The 20850-nt window shown below is 45.0% G+C and carries 18 protein-coding genes; 6 read left to right on the forward strand and 12 right to left on the reverse strand.

Annotation, left to right across the window (positions count from 1 at the left end; all coding sequences use genetic code 11):
- Nucleotides 1-2: 2 nt before the first annotated feature.
- The gene (locus VTAP4600_RS19790; protein ID WP_102524503.1) at nt 3-1016 is read right to left on the reverse strand and encodes a DUF2804 domain-containing protein; all 1014 of its coding nucleotides are present in this window, start codon (nt 1014-1016) and stop codon (nt 3-5) included.
- A 148-nt stretch (nt 1017-1164) separates the two neighbouring features.
- On the opposite strand from VTAP4600_RS19790, the gene VTAP4600_RS19795 reads away from it, so the two are divergent.
- A complete protein-coding gene (locus tag VTAP4600_RS19795; RefSeq protein WP_102524504.1) occupies nt 1165-2196 on the forward strand; it encodes an AraC family transcriptional regulator in 1032 nt (343 codons plus the stop codon).
- A gap of 61 nt (nt 2197-2257) precedes the next feature.
- Here VTAP4600_RS19795 and VTAP4600_RS19800 read toward each other — a convergent pair whose 3' ends face one another.
- The 3 genes from VTAP4600_RS19800 to VTAP4600_RS19810 all read right to left on the reverse strand — a co-directional run bounded on the left by VTAP4600_RS19800 (nt 2258) and on the right by VTAP4600_RS19810 (nt 4653).
- Complete coding sequence (locus VTAP4600_RS19800) at nt 2258-2875, reverse strand: glutathione S-transferase family protein (RefSeq protein WP_102524505.1); 618 nt, start codon at nt 2873-2875, stop codon at nt 2258-2260.
- 11 nt (nt 2876-2886) lie between these two features.
- Nucleotides 2887-3918 (reverse strand): NADPH-dependent curcumin/dihydrocurcumin reductase, encoded by a 1032-nt coding sequence (locus tag VTAP4600_RS19805; protein ID WP_102524506.1) that lies wholly within the window; start codon nt 3916-3918, stop codon nt 2887-2889.
- 147 nt (nt 3919-4065) lie between these two features.
- Nucleotides 4066-4653: a TetR/AcrR family transcriptional regulator gene (locus VTAP4600_RS19810; RefSeq protein ID WP_102524507.1), complete on the reverse strand. Its 588-nt coding sequence runs from the start codon at nt 4651-4653 to the stop codon at nt 4066-4068.
- A gap of 169 nt (nt 4654-4822) precedes the next feature.
- Between VTAP4600_RS19810 and VTAP4600_RS19815 the strand changes: the two genes are divergently transcribed.
- Complete coding sequence (locus VTAP4600_RS19815) at nt 4823-5527, forward strand: tRNA (adenine(22)-N(1))-methyltransferase (RefSeq protein ID WP_102524508.1); 705 nt, start codon at nt 4823-4825, stop codon at nt 5525-5527.
- 82 nt (nt 5528-5609) lie between these two features.
- Here VTAP4600_RS19815 and putP read toward each other — a convergent pair whose 3' ends face one another.
- The 4 genes from putP to VTAP4600_RS19835 all read right to left on the reverse strand — a co-directional run bounded on the left by putP (nt 5610) and on the right by VTAP4600_RS19835 (nt 12017).
- Nucleotides 5610-7100, reverse strand: coding sequence for a sodium/proline symporter PutP (gene putP / locus VTAP4600_RS19820; protein ID WP_102524509.1), 1491 nt, complete (start codon nt 7098-7100; stop codon nt 5610-5612).
- Between the two features lie 74 nt (nt 7101-7174).
- Nucleotides 7175-7873 (reverse strand): 1-pyrroline-5-carboxylate dehydrogenase, encoded by a 699-nt coding sequence (locus VTAP4600_RS19825; RefSeq protein ID WP_102524510.1) that lies wholly within the window; start codon nt 7871-7873, stop codon nt 7175-7177.
- Between the two features lie 11 nt (nt 7874-7884).
- A complete protein-coding gene (gene putA, locus VTAP4600_RS19830; protein WP_102524511.1) occupies nt 7885-10998 on the reverse strand; it encodes a bifunctional proline dehydrogenase/L-glutamate gamma-semialdehyde dehydrogenase PutA in 3114 nt (1037 codons plus the stop codon).
- Between the two features lie 185 nt (nt 10999-11183).
- On the reverse strand, nt 11184-12017 hold the full coding sequence (locus VTAP4600_RS19835) for a helix-turn-helix domain-containing protein (RefSeq protein WP_102524512.1): 834 nt from the start codon (nt 12015-12017) through the stop codon (nt 11184-11186).
- 390 nt (nt 12018-12407) lie between these two features.
- Between VTAP4600_RS19835 and VTAP4600_RS19840 the strand changes: the two genes are divergently transcribed.
- Both VTAP4600_RS19840 and VTAP4600_RS19845 read left to right on the forward strand, forming a co-directional pair.
- Nucleotides 12408-13517, forward strand: a complete 1110-nt coding sequence (locus tag VTAP4600_RS19840; protein WP_102524513.1) for a PEGA domain-containing protein — start codon at nt 12408-12410, stop codon at nt 13515-13517.
- Nucleotides 13518-13681: 164 nt separating this feature from the next.
- Nucleotides 13682-15505, forward strand: coding sequence for an SUMF1/EgtB/PvdO family nonheme iron enzyme (locus VTAP4600_RS19845; RefSeq protein WP_102524514.1), 1824 nt, complete (start codon nt 13682-13684; stop codon nt 15503-15505).
- 83 nt (nt 15506-15588) lie between these two features.
- Here VTAP4600_RS19845 and VTAP4600_RS19850 read toward each other — a convergent pair whose 3' ends face one another.
- From VTAP4600_RS19850 to VTAP4600_RS19860, 3 genes are all read right to left on the reverse strand, one after another.
- Complete coding sequence (locus tag VTAP4600_RS19850) at nt 15589-16848, reverse strand: LssY C-terminal domain-containing protein (RefSeq protein ID WP_102524515.1); 1260 nt, start codon at nt 16846-16848, stop codon at nt 15589-15591.
- Between the two features lie 16 nt (nt 16849-16864).
- Entirely contained in the window at nt 16865-17596 is a 732-nt protein-coding gene (locus VTAP4600_RS19855; protein ID WP_102524516.1) for a glycosyltransferase family 2 protein, read from the reverse strand.
- 148 nt (nt 17597-17744) lie between these two features.
- Complete coding sequence (locus VTAP4600_RS19860) at nt 17745-18020, reverse strand: DUF2798 domain-containing protein (RefSeq protein ID WP_102524517.1); 276 nt, start codon at nt 18018-18020, stop codon at nt 17745-17747.
- Between the two features lie 86 nt (nt 18021-18106).
- Between VTAP4600_RS19860 and VTAP4600_RS19865 the strand changes: the two genes are divergently transcribed.
- Both VTAP4600_RS19865 and VTAP4600_RS19870 read left to right on the forward strand, forming a co-directional pair.
- A complete protein-coding gene (locus VTAP4600_RS19865) occupies nt 18107-19012 on the forward strand; it encodes a LysR family transcriptional regulator (protein ID WP_102524518.1) in 906 nt (301 codons plus the stop codon).
- Nucleotides 19013-19362: 350 nt separating this feature from the next.
- Entirely contained in the window at nt 19363-20070 is a 708-nt protein-coding gene (locus tag VTAP4600_RS19870) for a helix-turn-helix transcriptional regulator (protein ID WP_102524519.1), read from the forward strand.
- Between the two features lie 113 nt (nt 20071-20183).
- On the opposite strand, the gene pdxH is transcribed toward VTAP4600_RS19870, so the two are convergent.
- Nucleotides 20184-20819, reverse strand: coding sequence for a pyridoxamine 5'-phosphate oxidase (gene pdxH, locus VTAP4600_RS19875; protein WP_102524520.1), 636 nt, complete (start codon nt 20817-20819; stop codon nt 20184-20186).
- Between the last annotated feature and the right edge of the window lie 31 nt (nt 20820-20850).

The raw sequence follows: 20850 nt of genomic DNA on the forward strand, positions 1-20850 counted from the left end.
AGTTACCACTTGGCAAAGTGATCTTCAGTTAGCCCGAGTACGTTGTTCAGCTCGTGCTTTGCCCCATCGGTGTCGATAATAAAACCGCTAAAGTGACCGATAAATTGGCGAAAGTTGCTCTTAAGTAGCAGTAAGTTGAGTTTTTCGCTGCGTTGGTTGAGTGGCGTAAAATGAAGCTCGAGTCGACCATCCTCTGAGTGGATGTGCCAACCTTGCTCGATATAGTCACGATCGAAGGTAAAGTGGACAGGATTAAGTAAGTGCCTACGGCCATCTACCCATAACGCATTTTCGCAGCTCCCGGTTTCGTTAACGCCTGCGGCCAAGTTTAGGCCCAATAGGCTGCCGTCAATTTGAGTGCTGAGACTTGCCCATCTCCAACTTGTCTCACGGCGCATATAGCCTGCTGAGAAGTCGTAGCCTGCCAAGGCATCTTCCAGTTCAATAACGACATCATCCACTTTTAGCGAGCCCTTTACTGAAAGCGCGTTATGTTTTTGGGTGTACGTCCAGCCTGAGTATGCAGTAGGCGTACAGACTGACAATGGCATGCTTCCATCGCTTGGCTGTAAGTGAACGTCTAGCTCTAGGTGCTTGCCGTTCGCTTGTACGCGCCAAAGACCTTGTTTGATTTCAAAACGCAGTTTGTTTTGACCCATATGGCTATCCCCTGAATAGGAAGAACTTGCCATTTTCTTACCAAATGACAGCGGCCTTAGCCAAGTCTTCTCAATGAGGGCATCATTTTCTATATCGTAGACGTAGCAAAATGAAGAGCCCAGATAACGAATATCAGCAATGGCAACACCAATGAGATATCGCTCGGTTCTTAGGCTCACAAACTGAAACTGTTTATAGTGGAAATATTTAGCCAGCTTGCCTGCGCTCTTATCCATACAATTTCTGTAGTCAAACCTCTGGGCGTTAATGTTTTCTGGAATGCCATCGAAGTGACCATAGATAGGCTTACCGTCTATCGAAATTAAACTCTCAGGAGCAGGACGTGTAGAAATCATAATTTTCTTTACAAATAGTTAACACTTACGTCAGTTTGATCTAATCTAGGCATTAATATCAGGTCATTATCGGACATAAAGTGATTGGTGATCACGAACATGGCTGAATGGGTCTGTATGGAGGGCAAAAAAACAGGGTGTCTTTACGATGGAAGTTGTCGCGGAATACCGGTCTACAGACTATCGCCATCAATTGGGGGTAATGGATATCGCCTTATTGTTAGAGGCGGTTGAGGGCCTTGGATTTAAACCTACCGCAATGTTGCAGGAGATTGGGTTAGGAGAGCTAGATTGGCAGGCTGAAAGCGCTCAAATGACTTATGCCGATAAGTTGATGCTATTTCGCAATATAAATCGTCACTTTCAGGGCTTGGGCGTTGGCTTGCTGGTGGGAGAGAGAGCAAAGCTAAATCACTTTGGCATTTTAGGCTATGCGATATTGAGTAGCCGAACTGTAGAACAGGCGATAACCACGGGGTTTAAATACCTGAACCTCAATGGGCCGGTTTTTTCAGTTAAAGTTATAAAGGACGATCAAACTGCAGCGATTGTGTTGGAAAATGTGCTCGATATCGGTGATTTGCTGCCGTTCTGTAGCGAGTATTTTTATAGTGCCATTGCCTCTTTATTCGAAGAGCTAACAGGTGAAGTTCTTGCCGTTCGCTCATTGACTGTCCCTTACCCTAAAACGGATTACAGCCAGAAGTACAATGAACGGTTTGGTTGTCGCACCCAGTTTGAAGCAACAAGCCTTAAGCTTAGTTTTGATTCTTCACTGCTATCGATGCCCCTTAAGACTCATAACGCAGATATGCTGAATAATTATCTTCAGTCATGTGAGTCGGTTATGGCTGCGTTGCAATCTCCTTACCTACTGACGAATCAAATTAATGCGATCTTATACATGAGTACGGGTAATTTCCCTTCGATAGAACTGATCGCCGTTCAGTTTGGTTGCTCGCCGCGCACGTTGAGAAGAAAGCTTGAGCAGAATCAAACGAGCTATCAGAATCTAGTGAGTGAAGTGCGTGCTGATATCGCCAAAGAATTTTTAATCCAGACTAAGTTGACGATTGAAGAGATGGCGTTTCGGCTCGGGTACAGTGATACCGCCAACTTTCGTCGATGGTTTAAGCGCTGGACAGGTATGACTCCGCAACAATTTCGTGGGGGCAGGTAAAAAAGCCAGCGAGTTTAGGTACTCACTGGCTTTTGTCCTTTTTTCATTCTAAATACAGAGATTAAGCGTACTTGAGCTCTACAGCGTCTGCTTTATGAAAAGCATCGTGGGTAGCGAGTTGCTCAGCGTAACGTTTTAAATTAGCGAAGTGCTCAATAGAGCCATTGTTGACTAGGTTCTCGACAATGAATGACATCATGATATCCGCCCCTGAGAGCGTTTCTTCTACCAAGTAGGTTTTACCCACTAAGCTTTGGTCAAAGTAACTCAGTACTTTCATGGTCTCTGCATCCGCGTAGTCCGCTAAAAAGTTAGTTTCACAACCATCTTTAGTGACAAACAGCTTTAATAGCAGCGGTAACATCGCCGAACTTTCCGCAAAGTGCAGCCATTGTGAATATTCAGTATACGCTTGCGTACCACGCTCTGGTGATAGCGCTCCCTTGCCGTATTTGTCGATCAGGTATTCGGTAATTGCCCCCGACTCCGTCACCACTAGATCACCGTCTTCAAGCACGGGTGACTTACCCAAAGGATGCACGCTCTTTAACTCAGGTGGCGCAAGAAAAGTGACACTGTCTCTTTGGTATGGCGTAATTTGGTAATCTAACTCAAGCTCTTCCAGCAACCAAATAATGCGTTTAGAACGAGATTTATTTAAATGGTGTAAAGTAATCATTGCCGTTGTCCTTATTTTGGTTGGTTCACTTGAATAACAAGCTTGCCGAAGTTTTTGCCTTCTAGCAGACCCATAAAGGCTTCTGGTGCTTGCTCTAAACCATCGACTAGGTGCTCTCGGTATTGCATCTTACCTTGTGCAAGCCACTCACCCATTTCTTGCGCAAACTCGCCATAACGGTGAGCGTAGTCATCAAATATGATGAAACCTTGCATTTTAATTCGTTTCACTAACAGCGCGCCCATCAGAGAAGACATGCGATCAGGGCCTTCAGGTAATGCTGTTGCATTGTATTGAGAAATCAAACCACACAGTGGCACGCGAGCCGCCGTATTCAATAGCGGTAGAACCGCATCAAACACTTTACCGCCTACGTTCTCAAAATAAACATCGATGCCGTTGTCACAAGCGGCCGCCAATTGCTCGGCAAAGTCTTCTGCTTTATGGTCAATACACTCATCAAAGCCCAGTACCTCTTTTGCGTAACGGCATTTTTCTTCGCCACCAGCAACACCAACCACACGGCAGCCTTTTAACTTACCAATTTGACCCACTGTTGCGCCTACTGCGCCAGTCGCCGCAGCAACCACGAGTGTTTCACCTGCTTTAGGAGCACCAATATCAAGCAGACCCATGTAAGCGGTAAACCCAGGCATACCCATGATGCCTAGTGCGAACGATGGATGAGCAGGGTTCTGACCGAGCTTAATTAACCCTTCGCCATTTGATACCCCATAGTCCTGCCAACCTGTGTAAGCTAAAACCCATTCGCCTACTGGAAAGTCAGCATTATTCGACGCTTCCACCTGACACACTGTTGCGCCAACCATGACGTCATCAAGCTCCACTGGATCGGCATAAGATTTGGCAGCGCTCATGCGCCCACGCATATATGGGTCTAATGACAAATAGATGCTTTTCAGTAACATTTCGCCGTCAGCAATACTTGGAATTTCAGCTTGTTCAATGCGAAAATCAGCTTGAGTGGGTGCGCCAACAGGGCGAGAAGCCAGTACAACGCGACGGTTAGTAACTTGAGTCATTGGATTATTCCTTTATGTCGTTATTGACCAATCTTCATAAATTAGACCAGTCGTCTAGTGTTCATTTCAAAAAATCCCGCCGTATTAAACAGCGGGTATTATGTTTGTTATCTGGTTGAGCTACTTATCGTGCTTATCGGATAGCCATTACTTATCGGACAGAAAGTGCTTGGTTGTCACCAAGGCTTGCTCTAAGCCGGTTTGATTTTGGTTCAACTTACTCATTAAGCTTGCCCCTAACCATAAGTGATAAATGGTGGCGGCCATTGACTCACTGTCTAAGGCTTTAATTGAGCCATCCTCAATGCCACTTTCTAAGCACTGACTAATGGTCGATATCACTTTATTGGCACCCAATAGTAAAGACTCTCGCATCGTTGGCGACAAGTCTGACACTTCGGCGCTGAGTTTTACCACTAAGCACTTATGGGCATTGCAGCTGCCATTCTCAATATTCAGCCAACGGCCAAAATACGCAAGTAGACGCTCACGACCATTACCGTCTCCCAATACTAAAACACCATTAATGCGTTCTAAGTATTGATGAAAGTAGTCTTCAATTAACGCCTCACCAAATTGCTCTTTCGATTTAAAGTAGTGATAGAAAGACCCTTTGGGTACATCAGCGGTTTTTAATAGTTCAGACAAACCAACACTGGTAAAGCCTTTTGCTACCACAAGCTGGTAGCCGACATCCAATATATGCTGGCGTGTATCGTTGATTTTTGTATTCATAAGCCAACTGTAACCAAAATTAGACCAGTCGTCTAGTGATAATTATTGTGGCCGTTATTTGGCCTTACCCAGAGTTAACGTAACGCCCACCATCGGCTTATTGCTGTCTGTCTTTGAGATCGGAAAAAGACTACAATGCGCGCCTTACAGAGCAAGTGATCATGAGCCAATGAAAGAACGTAAACTGGGCAAACGACTAAAAAAAATTGAAGCCATGGTAGAGTCTGGTTACCAGCACATCTGGGATTGCTGCTGCGATCACGGGCAACTAGGAGGCGCTTTACTGACTCGAAAAGCAGCCAAAATGGTCCATTTTGTTGACATCGTCCCTAACCTGATCGAAGAGTTAACCAATAAACTCAACCAATTGATGGTAAAACAGGAAGCCCCTCATTGGCAGACTTACTGCTTGGACGTCACCAAAATTCCTGTTGCGAGCAAGCAAGGAAAGCAGCTTATTATCATTGCAGGCGTTGGCGGTGATCTCATGACGCATTTGGTTCAAGAAATCACACTGAACAATCCCGATATTGAACTCGATTTCCTACTTTGCCCTGTTCACCACAATCACACATTAAGGCGCGCATTAAACAAATTAGATTTACGATTGAAAAAGGAAGTACTGGTAGAAGAGAATCGCCGGATCTACGAAATTTTATTCGTTACAAAGGCTCTGAAACAAGACCAACACTTACCGAAAATAAGCGCTGTTGGTGAGCAAATCTGGCAAACCGAATCGTTAGAGCAACGCCGTGTAGCAACACGCTACCTTGCCACTACTCTCGCCCATTACCAACGAATGATGGCAGGAAAAAAGCAAGATATCGAGCCCATTTTTCACGCTTACCAGCAAGTCAGCATATCGGAACTATAGTCTCTATTTAAAAATCACTCTGTATAAAAAAAGCGGCTTAATAAGCCGCTTTCAATCATTCAAAAATCACAGTTAACACTGATTAGTCCAGTTCAACCAAGTTCTTTTCAAATACTTCGTGTTGAGATTTCACTTCATCGCTTGGTTCACCGCTGATCTTACTGACAACAATGATTGCAATTGTCGAGAAGATGATGCCCGGTACGATTTCGTACACATCAAACCAACCGCCTGTCAGTTGCTTCCAAACCACGATGGTAATACCACCAATAACAATACCAGCAAGTGCGCCATTACGGTTCATACCAGACCAGTATAGGCTTAGAACAATAGCAGGACCAAACGCAGCACCGAAGCCAGCCCAAGCGTAAGAAACCAAACCAAGAACTGAGCTATCAGGATTCATAGCAAGGAACAACGCAACCAGTGACAAGCCAATAACCGCAACACGACCAACCATAACAACTTGTTGTTGGGTCGCATCTTTATTGAATACTTGTTTGTAGAAGTCTTCTGCTAGTGCCGATGAAGACACCAACAATTGGCTATCTGCTGTACTCATGATGGCCGCTAAGATAGCTGCAAGTAAAATACCTGCAATGACTGGGTGGAACATCGCGTTAACAAGCAACATGAAGATTTTCTCTCCATCGGCCAGTTCACCACCGGTTTTGGTTGTGTAAATTAAACCAACCAAGCCGACTAGCATTGCGCCAAACATAGAAAGACCGGTCCAGATCACCGCGATACGGCGAGCCGTCGTCAAATCTTTGTTGCTACGAGTCGCTTTAAAACGCGCCAAGATATGTGGCTGACCGAAATAACCTAGGCCCCAAGCCGCAAGTGAAATGATCGCAATAGCGGTAAGTGGCTCACCTTTCGTGTCATTCCACAACGTGAGTAGCTCTGGGTTAATCGCGCTGAGATCCGATGTTAACTGGCCAAAACCACCGTCCATCGCCGCCAATGGGACAATCAGCAGCGCCGCTGACATCAGTAGACCTTGTACTAAATCAGTCCAAGATACCGCAAGGAAACCACCAAATAGCGTATAAGATACGACACAGACCGTGCCTATCACTACGGCGATGCTGTAATCAAGACCAAATACCGTTTCAAACAATTTTCCGCCTGCTACCAAACCTGAACTGGTATAAAAGAGGAAGAACAAAAGGATAAAGAACGCAGAAATCGTTTGAATCAATTTCGAATTATCTTGGAATCGACGCGACAAGAACTCTGGCAGAGTCAAAGCATCCGTCGTAATACTGTAGGTACGCAGTCTTTTGGCATTAATAAACCAGTTTGCCCAAGTACCAATTAATAGGCCACCCGCTAACCAAAATGCTTCAAAGCCGGCCGCGTAAGCATAACCTGGTAGCCCAAGTAGCAACCAGCCACTCATATCTGATGCGCCAGCAGACAAAGCCGCAGGCCATGGACCTAATGAACGACCACCCAAAAAGTAGTCACTTGAACTTGATGTACGCTTATAAGCAATCACGCCGATCGCTAGCATACCGATTAAGTACGCAATAAAAGTACCGGTAATAGCAAAGCTATTCTCGATCATGGTTTTCTCCTCATTTTATAATAATGGCTCTTCCGTGAACCTCCGCCCGTAAGCGGAGGCTTTTAGAAAGATGGTCAGTGGCCGTCGCTCCCAAGCTCTAGCAAGGTTGCATTACCGCCTACTGCCGTAATATTGATGGTGCGCGTTCGTTCTGTTACAAAGCGCAAAGCGAGAACCGTATCTAAAGCGGTAGGTAGCCCCACCAAATCGGTCTCACTAATAAACGAAACAATCGCGCCACTCCGTTGTGACAAACTGCGATTTAAATTAATTGCCTCACTTTCGCCCCCCACAAAACCTACGCAGCGCACATCGCACTCCAATAAGCTTTGCGCTGCATCTACCGGCACAATTTGAACCAAATTGGTTGGCAACGTTGCCCCTACAGATGCACTACTAAGTAAAGCATTAAGCTCTTCATCGTCGCTTGCGACCACGACGCTATTGCCGGCCAATAAGCTACACGTCAATTGTGCAATTAACGCTTGTTGCGCCTGCTGGCCTATTTCGTCTTGAATTAATAAACTCACTCCGCGTCCTGCGATGTAAAGTTCATTCGTTTCGCCAGTTGGACCTGGCATTAAATGGCAAGGGGATAAAATGGCATCCCCTTGTTCCAAATGAAAAGTCATCACCTTGGCAATCGATAGGTCATGAAGCGCTACTTCGTTTTTAAGCGCCATCACGGTATCGCTGCGTTGTTGATAACCGGTTATGTTCCAATTTTCCCACACTGAGTAGGCATCAGAAAAACACGTAACTTGATGAACCATAATGCTTCTCCTTATGCATAAACCGGTTGAGTAAATCGGAATAAATAGTGCGGACCGCCCGCTTTAGGCCCCGTGCCCGATAGACCTTGACCACCAAATGGTTGTACGCCAACAACCGCACCGACTTGGTCTCGGTTGATGTAGCAGTTACCGACACGGACATGTTTTTCAATCCAGCGGTAGGTCGTTTCGTTTCGGCTGTGGACACCCATAGTCAAACCAAAACCTGTTTGGTTAATCTCATCGACCACTTTGGCAATTTCATTCGCCTTAAAGCGAACAACATGCAAAATTGGGCCAAAATGCTCTTTGCTTAACGCCGCGATACTGTCAATTTCAAACGCCGTTGGTGGAACAAAGTCACCGTGCTCACAACCATCAGGCAAAGCCGTTTGAGTAATGAGCTTTTGGGTAGAAGTCATGTGCTCAATATGATCAAGCAAGCCTTGTTTAGCCGCTTTATCAATCACAGGGCCCACATCCGTTTTATGTAAATGAGGCAGCCCCACGTCAAGCTGAGCCATCGCGCCTTGAATTAGGTTGATAATTCGCTCAGCGATGTCTTCTTGAACATACAGGACACGCAATGCCGAACAGCGCTGCCCGGCAGACGCAAACGCAGAACGAATCACATCACGTACGACCTGCTCAGGCAACGCCGTGCTGTCGACAATCATGGCATTTTGACCGCCAGTTTCAGCAATAAACGGAACGGGCATACTGTCGCGGCTTGCCAACGTCGAGTTGATTCGCTGTGCGGTTGCAGTTGAGCCTGTAAACACCACGCCAGCAATGGCAGGGTGAACACTGAGCGCGCCACCAATTTCTGCGCCAATACCCGGAAGTAATTGGATAACACCCGCTGGGAAGCCTGCTTCTAGCATCATTTCAACGGCGCGTGCGGCCATTAGGCTCGTTTGCTCAGCCGGTTTTGCCACAACGGTATTACCAGTCACTAATGCGGCAGTAATTTGGCCTAAGAAGATCGCCAGTGGGAAGTTCCAAGGGCTAATACAAACAAACACGCCACGGCCTTGACGGGTGATCTCGCGAGTCACATCATCGAAGCCTTTCACTGGCTGAGGAGTGAGTTCTAAAGCTTGATGCGCGTAGTAACGACAAAAATCGACCGCTTCTCGCACTTCATCAATACTGTCATGAATGGTTTTACCCGCTTCTAAATGGCACAGAGCCACTAGCTCAGCTAAGTGCTTTTCTAGGACGTCTGCAAAATCAAGTAGATACTGACCACGATCCTTGATAGACAAGCTTTGCCAGTCAGCCAAGCTGTGTTGTGCAAGATCGATCGCTTCGGAAACATGATCAAGGTTTGCCATCGCAACCTGACCCACTAAGATCCGACGATCATGGGGCGCCGTGACGCTCACTGGCGTTTGATCTGCCTTGATCATGCTTTCGAATTGGCTAGCACCGCTTAGGATTGGCGCCGCTTGCCATTGATGCTTCATCCAAGTGTCCACTTCTGCTTCAAAAGGCAACGCTTCGCTCGCGACATCAATGTTCACCCCGATGGCATTTTTACGCTCAGGGAAAATAGCAGGAGGTAACGGTATCTTGGTATTGTTAATGGTTTCAAATGCCAATAACGAATCCACCGGATGGTGAGTCAGGCTTTCGACTGGGCAACGAGCATCCACCAAGCGATGAACAAACGAGCTGTTCGCACCATTTTCCAATAAACGACGAACCAAATAAGGCAGTAAATCTTTATGACTACCCACTGGCGCATAAATTCGCACTGGCTGCTGATACGCTTCCATTGCATGGTTATATAACGAGTCGCCCATGCCATGTAAGCGTTGGAATTCGTAATCACTGTGCGAAGCCATCACCGCAACGGCGGTAACAGTATGGGCGTTGTGACTCGCAAACTGAGGGTAGATATTGCCACGCACTTGCGGGCTTAGTAAGAAACGTGCGCAGGCAAGGTAAGCCACATCGGTGGATTCTTTACGTGTATAAACAGGATAGTCATCGTACCCAGCTTGCTGAGACCATTTAACTTCACTGTCCCAATACGCGCCTTTAACCAAGCGCAATGGAATAGGGTCACCCTGCTGCTTAGCCACAGCAGTAAGCCATGTGAGTACCGGTAAAGCCCGTTTTGAGTACGCTTGAATCACAAGACCAAACTTGCCCCAGCCTTTTACTGTTTCGCTGTTATACAGTTTTTCAAACAGTTTTAAAGACAGCTCTAAACGATCGGCTTCTTCGGCATCAATCGTAATTGGCACATCCAATTCGCGGGCTCGTACCAACAAACTGCTAAGGCTTTCAAACATCTCGCCCATCACACGTTCTTGATTGGCCACTTCATAACGCGGGTGCAAGGCGGATAATTTGATAGACACAGACGGCGATGGACCAGAACCATTAGGTTCACGGCCTACCGCTTCAATCGCCATGATGTAATCTTTAAAGTACTTATTCGCGTCCGCTTCTGTTAAAGCAGCCTCACCGAGCATGTCATAAGAATAGGTAAAGCCTTTATCGCGCATCTTGGCGCCATTTTTCTGAGCTTCTGCAATGCTGCGACCAAGAACAAATTGATGCCCCATGATCTTCATTGCCTGATGCATCGCGTTACGTATAACAGGCTCCGACAGCTTGTTCACTAAACCATTAATGGCTTGAGTAGAGCTGTTGGTTTTTGAATCTTTAAGGCCCACTACTTTACCTGTTAGCATTAATCCCCACGTTGAGGCATTAACAAAAACAGAATCAGAATTCTTTAAGTGAGACTTCCAATCGGCTACCGTCAGTTTGTCTCGGATCAGAGCATCGGCGGTGGCTGCATCAGGAATACGCATCAAGGCTTCCGCAAGACACATAAGCAAAATACCTTCGTGCGTATCTAAGCTGTATTCAAGCAGCAGCGCATCAATCATTTGAATCGACGTCTTGTCAGCGCGAATCGCTTCAATTAAAGCGGTTGTCTTTTGCTGCGTAGCCAGTTTCTCGGCATCGGTAGGCTTGGCTAAAGGCAGGAGTTGCTCTAGCCATTGGGTTTCATCCACCATATATAATGGTGAGATCAACGACCATAGCTCATCAAGCGGTTGCTCGACAAACTCCGGCTTCAACACATCTGTTGCTGTAAACATGCGTTTTCCTCAATCTCAAGACCCGAACAAAATGTCGGGTTCTTCCTCAATGGCTAGCAGTGTATTTTGAGCTTGAGAGAGATACTTGTCAAAAACTCCGAGTTTTTTGATAAAAAGTCGGATAATTAACAAAAATAAAACATGATCACATAAATTAAATTAACCCTTGTGCACCTAGATGCAACCTATTTAACACTAAATCGCTTTTTATATTGGGAGGGAGACAGCCCTTGAATACGAGAGAAAGCGTGAGTAAAGGCGCTTTGACCAGAGAAACCGGTCAATTCCGCAATGTGACCTAAGCTTAAATTACCGGCTTCAATGAGCACTTTGGCCGCGTCGATGCGTTTGGTAAGGACATATTGGTGAGGAGTGACCCCAGTTTGTCCTTTAAAAAGCATATGAAATTGGCTTTCTCCTAGAAAAACACTGCTCGCAAGTTCACTCACCGAAATTTTACGGCTTAAGTGCGAATCGATATATCGGTCGACGCCTTCAAGATCCATCCGACTTTCTCTTTGCAGCGCATGATATGACTTCATGTGCTTCTGCAACAATGCCAATACCATCTCATTACACGAACGGCTGAGTAGGTCATTCTCCGGAGACTCAAGCATCTCAACTGTCAGCATCTTAATTAACTGTTGGATAGATGCATCAAGCTGAAAATAGATATCTTTCCTACCAAGCTCATCAAGCCTCTCATGGACCAGAAAATCATCGTGTTTTTCTGCCAACATATTCAAAACCAAAATATCGGACTTACCCACCCCACCAAAGGCATGTTCCGTTGACGCCGTTACGACACAACCTTGCCCTTGTCCAATGAAATTCCCAACGCCTGAAACATCAAATTCAGCTTGCCCAGTAAGGCCTATCACAATTTGGGTGTAGTCATGAGAATGAATGTTCATTTCGCTAGATAACGTCATCACTTGTGCAGGTTTGGGGCTAGAATCGTTACTTCCATGCTTTAAGTCCGGACAAGTGTTGATTGGCAAAGAGGAGGATGAAGTCATAGTGACACCAGGATTAATTTTGGGCCTATGTTACCTTTGCCCTTTTGTTGGAGTCAAAATCAAGTTCTCTGTTATTTTTTCTTCGGAACAATGATCAAGAGCACATAAATTACGGCTTCTGTGGGTTCAATTTAAAATCAATGAAAACATCGTCATCCAATATCCCGTACCACCGCACCCATTTTATAGACTTATTCAATCCAATCTTTTACTCATTTTCTAATCGGCTCAACAAAACTGAACCTGTAAAGCTGAATTTTTAGCAAAAAGCTGTTACAAAGCAGGTACAATTGATAAAAGATAAGTTATAAATCTAATATCTAGTTTATGCTTTCTTACCATACAATGGCCGGAAGCCTTTGTTTAACACCTATTTGAATGCAGGGAATTATGATCAAACATCGAATCCCAGCGCTATTGCTTGCGCTAACACCTATTCTCATGTCTGCTAATTCGCAGGCCGAAGAGATACAACAAATTGACCCTGTAGCTGCCATTAATGAAAAAATTTCATTAAAGAAAGATGACATCAACGCCGTTGAACAAGATGCTGCGACTCAAACTACCCAATTAAACCGCTTACTGCAGAAGCAACAAAACCTGAAACAAGAAAGCAGTGAGTTCGCGACAAAGCGAAACCGTGCTAAAACCGCACTGGATAAGCAATATAATAGGCTGACCGACGAACCTGATATCGACTTGAGTAGCTTTCAAAAGCAATATCAAGAATCTTGGAAGTCAGTAAAAGAAAACCAAAAAGCGCAACTTGAAAATACTCAGTTGATCAGCGAAAACGAAATGCAACTTTCTTTGCTTAAGCAAAAGAAGGCACGTTTGACCAGTGAACAGCAGAATTTACAAGAATCCAAAATAGAAGCGCGTGTTAAGCGACTGTCGACTGAATTACGCGAAGGCTCTGTATTAGAAACTCACTATCAAACCACCTGTTCTACGACCATGACTTTAGGTGAGTGTGCTAATCAAGGTAAGTACTTAACTAAGCAAAAAGCGGTAAAAACATTTAAAAACCGTTTACTTGCCAACTTAACTGAATCAAATCTCGTTAAGCAGAACCTACAAGGTGTTCAGCTAAATATCCATGTGCAAGAAAGCCAGTTTATCAAAAGTGGCTTCTCTGGTAACAATGGCTACTACACTGAAATGCAAGCACAACTTCAAGCTAAGCCTGAATCTGTTGCCGCATGTAAACTCCTTAATGTTGAAGCTCGCTACTGTTTAACCAACAGCAGCGCTAAAGGCAAAACCATTAAGAAAGACGACAAGCAGTGGGCAAACGTCACTGTGCGTTCTGATCAATATAACGACAACGTAACGATCAACGGCGTTAAGTACGGCAGCACACCGGTCGAGATTGTCCTTCCAACGGGTCGCCACCAAGTTACCGTAGCTAAAGATGGCTACGAAACTTACAACCGAGCGATTACCGTCAACGGCAGTGACACCGTTTGGGTAAAACTTCGTCCTCAAAAAGACGGTTAACTCAATAATACAGCTAAAATTCCGGTCAATTTCTGGTCGGAATTCACAAAGATCACCTTTAAACGCCATTTTGTTGCCCAGTCGAGATACTAAGACTGCACACAAAATGGCGTTTTAGTATAAACTGGACAAATTAACTTCATTATCAAGATAGTAGTACTTCAATGCGACATGGTTTACCTGCACTTTTGTTGACGCTTTTCCCTGCTTTAATGAGCACTTCGGCATTTGCAGATGCTGGAAACATTGGCAGTATTGAACAAGCAATATCAAACAAACAATCTGAGATTTCGACAGCCAGTGAAAAGGCTCGAGATACTCAACTGGATATTCGTCAATTCGAACAAGATCTTTCTAAGCTGGAGTCACTGTCTAAGACACTAGATAGCAAACGACTGTCGAGCAAGAAAGCGCTTGATCGCGAATACGGTTTGATGCTTGATAACCCCGATCTCGATATCACGATAACCCAACAGGCTTACCAAGATGCTTGGGCGCTGGTAAAGCAGAATCAACACAGTCGGCTAGAGAAAGAGCAGCAACTGCAAGAAGTATTAGCAAAGTTAGCCGCCGAAAAAGCGCAGTCTAGCAAGCTAAAAGCTGAACTCAACCAATTGAACCAAGACCACCTTCGTTCTCGCGCAGAACGCTTACAAAGCGAATTGAGCGTGCAAAATGAGCGCACGGTTCAATTTACTAATGTGTGTGACCAAAGCATGACATTAGCTCAGTGTAATGACCAAACCTCTAACTTAGCACTGCAAAAAGCGGTCAATCAGTTTCAAGCCGAGTTGGTGAGCAATACCACTGAGGCGGCAACCATTAAGCAAAACATGGCGAATGCTTCATTTAATATCCATGTATTGAACCACAAAACAAAAGACTCTGGTTTCTACGACGGAAAACGATTCAAGTCCGTTTTACAAGTAGCATTAGAAGCACGACCAGCCAAAAATCTTGCGTGTAAATTACTTGATATCGATTCAGGCTATTGTTTTGAGCAAAGCGATATTCAGCAGCAAGAAAAACAACAGCAAAAAGAAGTACGTTGGGTCAACCTTACTATTCGCTCCAATCAGCACCAAGACAGGGTAAAGATTGATGGCGTAAATTATGGCACGACTCCGGTAGAAGTCATGTTACCTGCCGGTGCTCATATGGTCACGGTTGAAAAAGAAGGCTATCGCTCTTTCCATCAAGAATTAACGGTGCGCTCCGATCATACTCTGCGAGCGAACTTGCGTGAAAAACAGAACCTACCAACCGCAGGAAAGGCCTTTGCCGACCAATTAACGTCGGGGTCTAAAGCACCCAAGATGATCGTCATCACTGAAGGTGAGTATTTGATTGGCGAAAACGGTTCACAGCAGTTCAACCTTGATCATGCTTTCGCTATCGCAGCAACGCCAATCACCGTTGATCAATTCTCGACTTTCGTAAACCAAACGACTTATCAGTCGGATGCTGAACTGAAAAAGATTTGCACCACCATTGATAACGCCAAAGTGATCCCAGTTAAAGGCAGTTACTGGAGAAACCCTGGCTTCAAACAACAAAACAACTCTCCTGCCGTCTGCTTAAGCCAAAATGATGCTAAGGCCTATGTTAAATGGCTTTCAGGCCAAACAGGTCATCAATACCGCTTACCTACTGAAGCTGAATGGGAAGTTGCCGCACGAGCTGGCAGTAAGTCTGCCTATTGGTGGGGCAACAGCATGGGTACAGGGCAAGCGAATACAGGCTGGAGTGGTACAACTTGGTCAAACAACAGCACATCTCCTGTTAATGCATTTTCTCCCAACCAATACGGCCTGTATGACATGGTCGGCAATGTTTGGGAATGGACGGATTCCAAACAAGGTAGCGTAAAAGGTGGCGCATGGAGTTTTGCACCCGCGAAAGCCGCAGCGCACGACAGCTTGGCCGTTTCAACAAACACCACAGCGAACTACATCGGCTTTCGTGTCATTAGAGAGCTCCGTAACTAGCAACTAGCCGTTAGACTCTGATAAAAAAACCTCGCACTCAAAAAAGGGCGAGGTTTTTTTTAACTCAAATTCTATTGAAACAATTACGAAGTAGGTCGTACAACTAAAATTCGGCCATCGGTGTAATAGTCTCGTTTACCGCTTATCGTACTTGGCTCTACCAATGCAGACATCGACGGCTGCCATTGACTGTCTAGTTGTTTGATTTGATTCGCCAGCGCATCTCTCATCGCATCGACATTTGGATCAATCCTGTGAAGTATGGTTACGATCCCTGCGTAAGCGGTCAGTTTAAAACCGTCGTCATAGCTTATCGCTCCTACCCATTTAGGCTGCTTCGTTGCAGGATCTAAGCCTGAATACCACCACCGAATATGGCTTCGTTTGTCTAGCGTACCGGGCAATTGATAAGCCAGATTTTGCGGCTGCCCTTGCCAATACAAATCAGACACTGGCGGGGTATTGTTCCGCAATAGCGTTATGTAATCGAGCATTTCAATATCGTGTCGCGAAAATGTGCGATTCTCAATCCAACCTAGCTGCTGCATAAGTGCGCTCGGGCTTTGTCCTATGTACACCACATTGACCGCTTGGCTCTTAAAGTATCCAGAGCGGCCTGGCCGAGCCTCAAACTCCAGCTGAGTGTTTTTAGTCACCGGATTCTGAACGGGTGATACATTGCCAATATCGTCACTGAACCAGAAAAAGTGGCTGTAGTTTATTGCAAGCAGGCTAACCAACAATACTCCCGCCGACTTAACCCACAAGCGTGACCATCTGCGCTTAATACCAATGTATGTAAACGCCATCGACACCAATAAGGCGAGTAACAGATATTGATGCTCTACGAAAAACTGTTGCGCTGCCGCAAGGAAAGGAAGGTTCTCGATGCCATAAGAGAGCAAATAGCCCCATAAAACGAACTGCCCAACCCCTAAAATCAATCCCAAAAAGGAATACAGACTAAATCGACGCCACGGTATTTGTTCAACCCCAGCGATAAAAGGCACAACCCACGCAACCGGCCCGAGTAAGCGTGCAAACACCAGTACTATTCGGCCTCTTTTTTTCATCAACAGTTTGCACTTAGCAACGCTTCTGCGAGTTTTTGGTTGCCAACGCATTAACTTTTTTTGCAACCATTTACCATGGTGACGACCAATGCCATAACTGATTTGGTCACCTAGCCAACCGCCAAGTAAGACAGCAATGACACCGTAAACAACACCTTGGTGAAGTTGATAGCCAGCAGCAAGAAGAAAAGGTTCACCTGGGACAAATAAATTAGGGCCAATCAGCGCATCTAAGAATGCGCCGATAAACAGGCCGAAGTGCGTCAACATCCTGTCTTCCTAACGGTTATTTCTGTTCTGCGTAATGGCCAAAACGATAATTCATTTCGTTATTACGCATTTCTCCAAGAAAGAAACGACGCACATTGGCTTTTAGATAAGTGAAACCCATTTTGAAGAAACCATCTTGGTCTAGTCTTCTTGGATCAAATTCAAATGACAGCATAAGCATGCGGTAACGCCATGTCTGGCTGGCACGCTTTACATAATCACAGTCTTCGCACAATTTGATTTCTTCATCAAATCCACCGATTTCTTGGTGTAATCGCTTAGTGGAGAAAATACACGCGCCCACGGCGGTTGGGAAAAAGAACTGAGTGACAAATAAACCGGCATTAAACGCACCGTAACCTAACTTCTGTGCAACGGGCAGCTGCTTCGCTCCCATGTACACTCCAGCGACTTCAAGCTTACTGTCTGCAAGCTTAGTTAAGGCTCGTACAAGAAAATCGGGAGAAAGCCTAACATCAGCATCAAGAAACAAAATTCTTTCGTGCTTTGCCAATGAAGCGCCAGTATTACGCCCTAAACTGACGCCTTGCTGATCCATTTTGTGAATGGTTAATTCTGGCAAGGATTCACGATAGCCTTCGGCCACTTCACAGGTGTTATCGGTGCTATTTGAATCCACCAGCAACACTTCAAAATTTTGATGGCTTTGGTTAACTAAATCGCTGAGTAAGCGGCCAATGCGTTCTTGCTCGTTAAGGGTGATGACAACAATACTAATAGGGTTCATATCCGGCTCCATTTCATTATTTAATCACAGCCTGTTTTCGCTACTTACCGTTGTAAATTACCCATAACTTACTGTTGTAAATAACCGACTGTTTGAATTCTGAAGCCATCATAGCGCTGAGCAATTTAACCTAGCGTGAGTATTCTATTCAGTTTGCGTTCACTTTTAGATCACCTTGATCATCTTTCCGGTTTTCATCATCCATTTTTGGTGCACATACCCAGGCGACAAACTTTCTAATTTGCGGAAGGACCGTCAAGTTCAGCCCCCATGCACAAGGCCATGCCACACAAAAACTCTGGAACCAAATGGCTGGCCACTCCGCGCTGAAACCCATTTTACTGCCAGAAATAATGCCCGACATCATCAGCGCCATTGTGACTGACGACAGTAAACTCGTTAACCAAAATTGTTTTCTATTCATTATTTTCGCTCATTTCAAAGATTGTTTTTTGATGTAAATAAGCTTATAACCATTCAATATTGAAAAAAATAGGCAGAAATAGAAGCATGAATTCCATATATGGAAATATCGATGATCTGTATTTATTTTGTGCCGTGGTGGAACACGGATCGTTACTCGCCGCCGCTGAATATTTGAATTTACCCGTTTCAACCATGTCACGTCGGCTGTCTGGATTAGAGTCGCGCCTCAACATTCGGTTACTCGAAAAACAAGGCCGTGAATTGGTGGCAACCCAATTAGGTCAGAGTGCATTTGCGTCTTTGACCAGTGGTATGGAACAACTGGAGCATGCATTTTCTAATCTTCAAAGCGAAGCAAACGAAGTGCAAGGAAGCCTTAAATTGGCACTGCCTCATAATTTGTATCAAGGGTTTGCGGGAAAGGTCATTGAGGAGTTTTTGCAAAGCTACCCAAAAGTGAAGTTAGAGTTAATATTAAGCCAGCAGCAAGTCACTCCCGAAACCGATCGAGACTTACTGATAACCTTTGATGTATCGCCAATGCAAGGAATGATTGCGAGGCCGTTATTTAATGCCAAACATGGCTTTTTTGCGAGCCCAACCTACCTTGCCAGACATGAGAAAATATCGAGCGCTGAAGATTTAAAGCGCCATAGTTGGGTCAATGTCGATCACATCACCTCTATTCCTATTTTTGAAGGCTGTGAGTTGGTCGATCAAATATCCATAAACCCTAAGCTTATCGTTAATGATATTTTGGCTGTCATTCGAGCTACAGAAGCCGGACTCGGCATCGCTTCTTTGCCTTTTAGGCATGTTTCACCCAGCGCTCATTTAGAACAAGTATTGCCTCAGTATCATCGGAGTGAGCGTCAAGCTTACTTAGTATATAAAGAGCGAACCTATCAACCAAAAGCCTTAACTCTGCTAATTGATGCGCTGCTTAACGGCATCCTCTTTATGCGAGATCCTCTCGCCAGTACAACATAAGGCTCGAATAACGCCTCTTAACCCAAAGGTGACTCGCAAACTATAAGGTAACAACGAATAGAGAGGGGAATCCCCCCTTTTGCAAGTTAATGATATCCATTACTTTAATATCAGTAGAGTTTAGATATTCAACTAAATACCTAACTCTCATGGTGTGCGCACTCAGACCCTGAAGTGCAACATGCCTCTTCTACACGTCGACAAGAAGTATCTTGTGTTTGCCAGCCCCCTCAGGCTGGCTTTTTTTTATACTCCCATCAATTTAAGTGATATTTCCCATAATAGTCATTGTGGTTTCAATTATGAGACTGGTATCATTACTCATCACTTAAAAGCCTTAGAGCCCTTTAATGGCGTTGGATACCACCTTTCAATCACTGTTCGAACAACTCCCTGGATGTTGGGGCTGCAAAGACAAGAATTCCACCTTTGTTTATGCAAACCAAGCCTATGGCAAGCTGATAGGCGTCGAGCATCACTCTCAATGCATCGGTCGCAGTGATTTCGATATGCCAAGCCCTACCACCGAATGTGCCGCAGACTTTCAACGCCAAGATAAACGAGTGATGACAGAGCTAAAAACACTGCGTGTTCTGGATATTCACCCCTACCCTGATGGCCAGTGGCGGGCACATATTTTCACCAAAAAACCTTGGCTAAACGCAGAGGGGCAAGTGCAAGGCACCATCTTTTACGGTCAGGAATTAGAAGATACCGCGATACTAGAAGTCGGCCATTGGATATGCAGAGCCACGGGGTTAAGCCAATCTCGGCACGTATTTGGATCTAGCTTGACTCATGCGCCAGCGACACTTAACCAGCGAGAGTCCCAAGTACTATTTTTACTGCTTTACGGTAAAAAGCCTCAGTTTATCGCCAATGCCATGAGCATCTCAGTGAAAACCGTTGAAGGTCACGTTGCTAGGCTAAGAACAAAATTTGGTGCCAATAGTAAAAATCAGCTCATCGAATTAGCTCTAGATGCAGGCTACGGTTCAAGAATTCCAGAAAGCCTGCTAAGAACTCAGATATCGGTGATCCTCACTACCGTCGACTAGCCCGGCTTAAATTTCCGCTATCACTCGTTAACAAAAAAATGCACTCATCGTTGAGTGCATTTTTAATCAAGATTGCTTTTAGATAAGCAGATGAACGTAACTAAACAGAAGCCTTATGGAGCTAGACGATCGATATCCCAGCTTCCGTCTTGGTCGCTGTATAAGAAGCGATCATGTAAACGGTGCTCACCACCTTGCCAAAATTCAATACTGGTCGGTTTAATTCTAAAGCCACCCCAGAACTTAGGCACGGGTATATCACCTTGCTCAAACTGTTCTTTCAGTTCCATGTATTTGCTTATGAGCATGCTACGGGCAGAAATTCGGCTACTTTGCTTACTCGCAATCGCTGCGATTTGGCTCTCTTTTGGCCTAGAAGTAAAATACTTCATGTTCTCAAGCGCCGTCAGCTTTTGAGCAACGCCCGTAATATGAACTTGGCGCTCTAGCGGGTGCCATGGGAAGTGCAAACTAATATTAGCATTATGCTCTAGCTGCTGCGCCTTACGGCTGCCTAAGTTTGTGTAAAAAACAAACCCATCTTTATCCACATTTTTTAGCAATACAATACGTTGAAATGGCATGCCGTTTTGGTCAACCGTCGCGACTGTCATCGCTGTTGGGTCTGTCAATTTGGCTTCAACCGCTTGCTCAAGCCATAGATTAAACTGGTCGATGGGATCGGCTTTTAAATCATCTCGACGAAGACCACTTTTAAGGTACTCGCGACGGATATCTGTAAGTTCCATTTATGCTCCTTTTTATCTAAGCCAATTTTGC

This window comes from Vibrio tapetis subsp. tapetis (assembly GCF_900233005.1).
In the GTDB taxonomy this organism is placed as follows: Bacteria; Pseudomonadota; Gammaproteobacteria; order Enterobacterales; family Vibrionaceae; genus Vibrio; species Vibrio tapetis.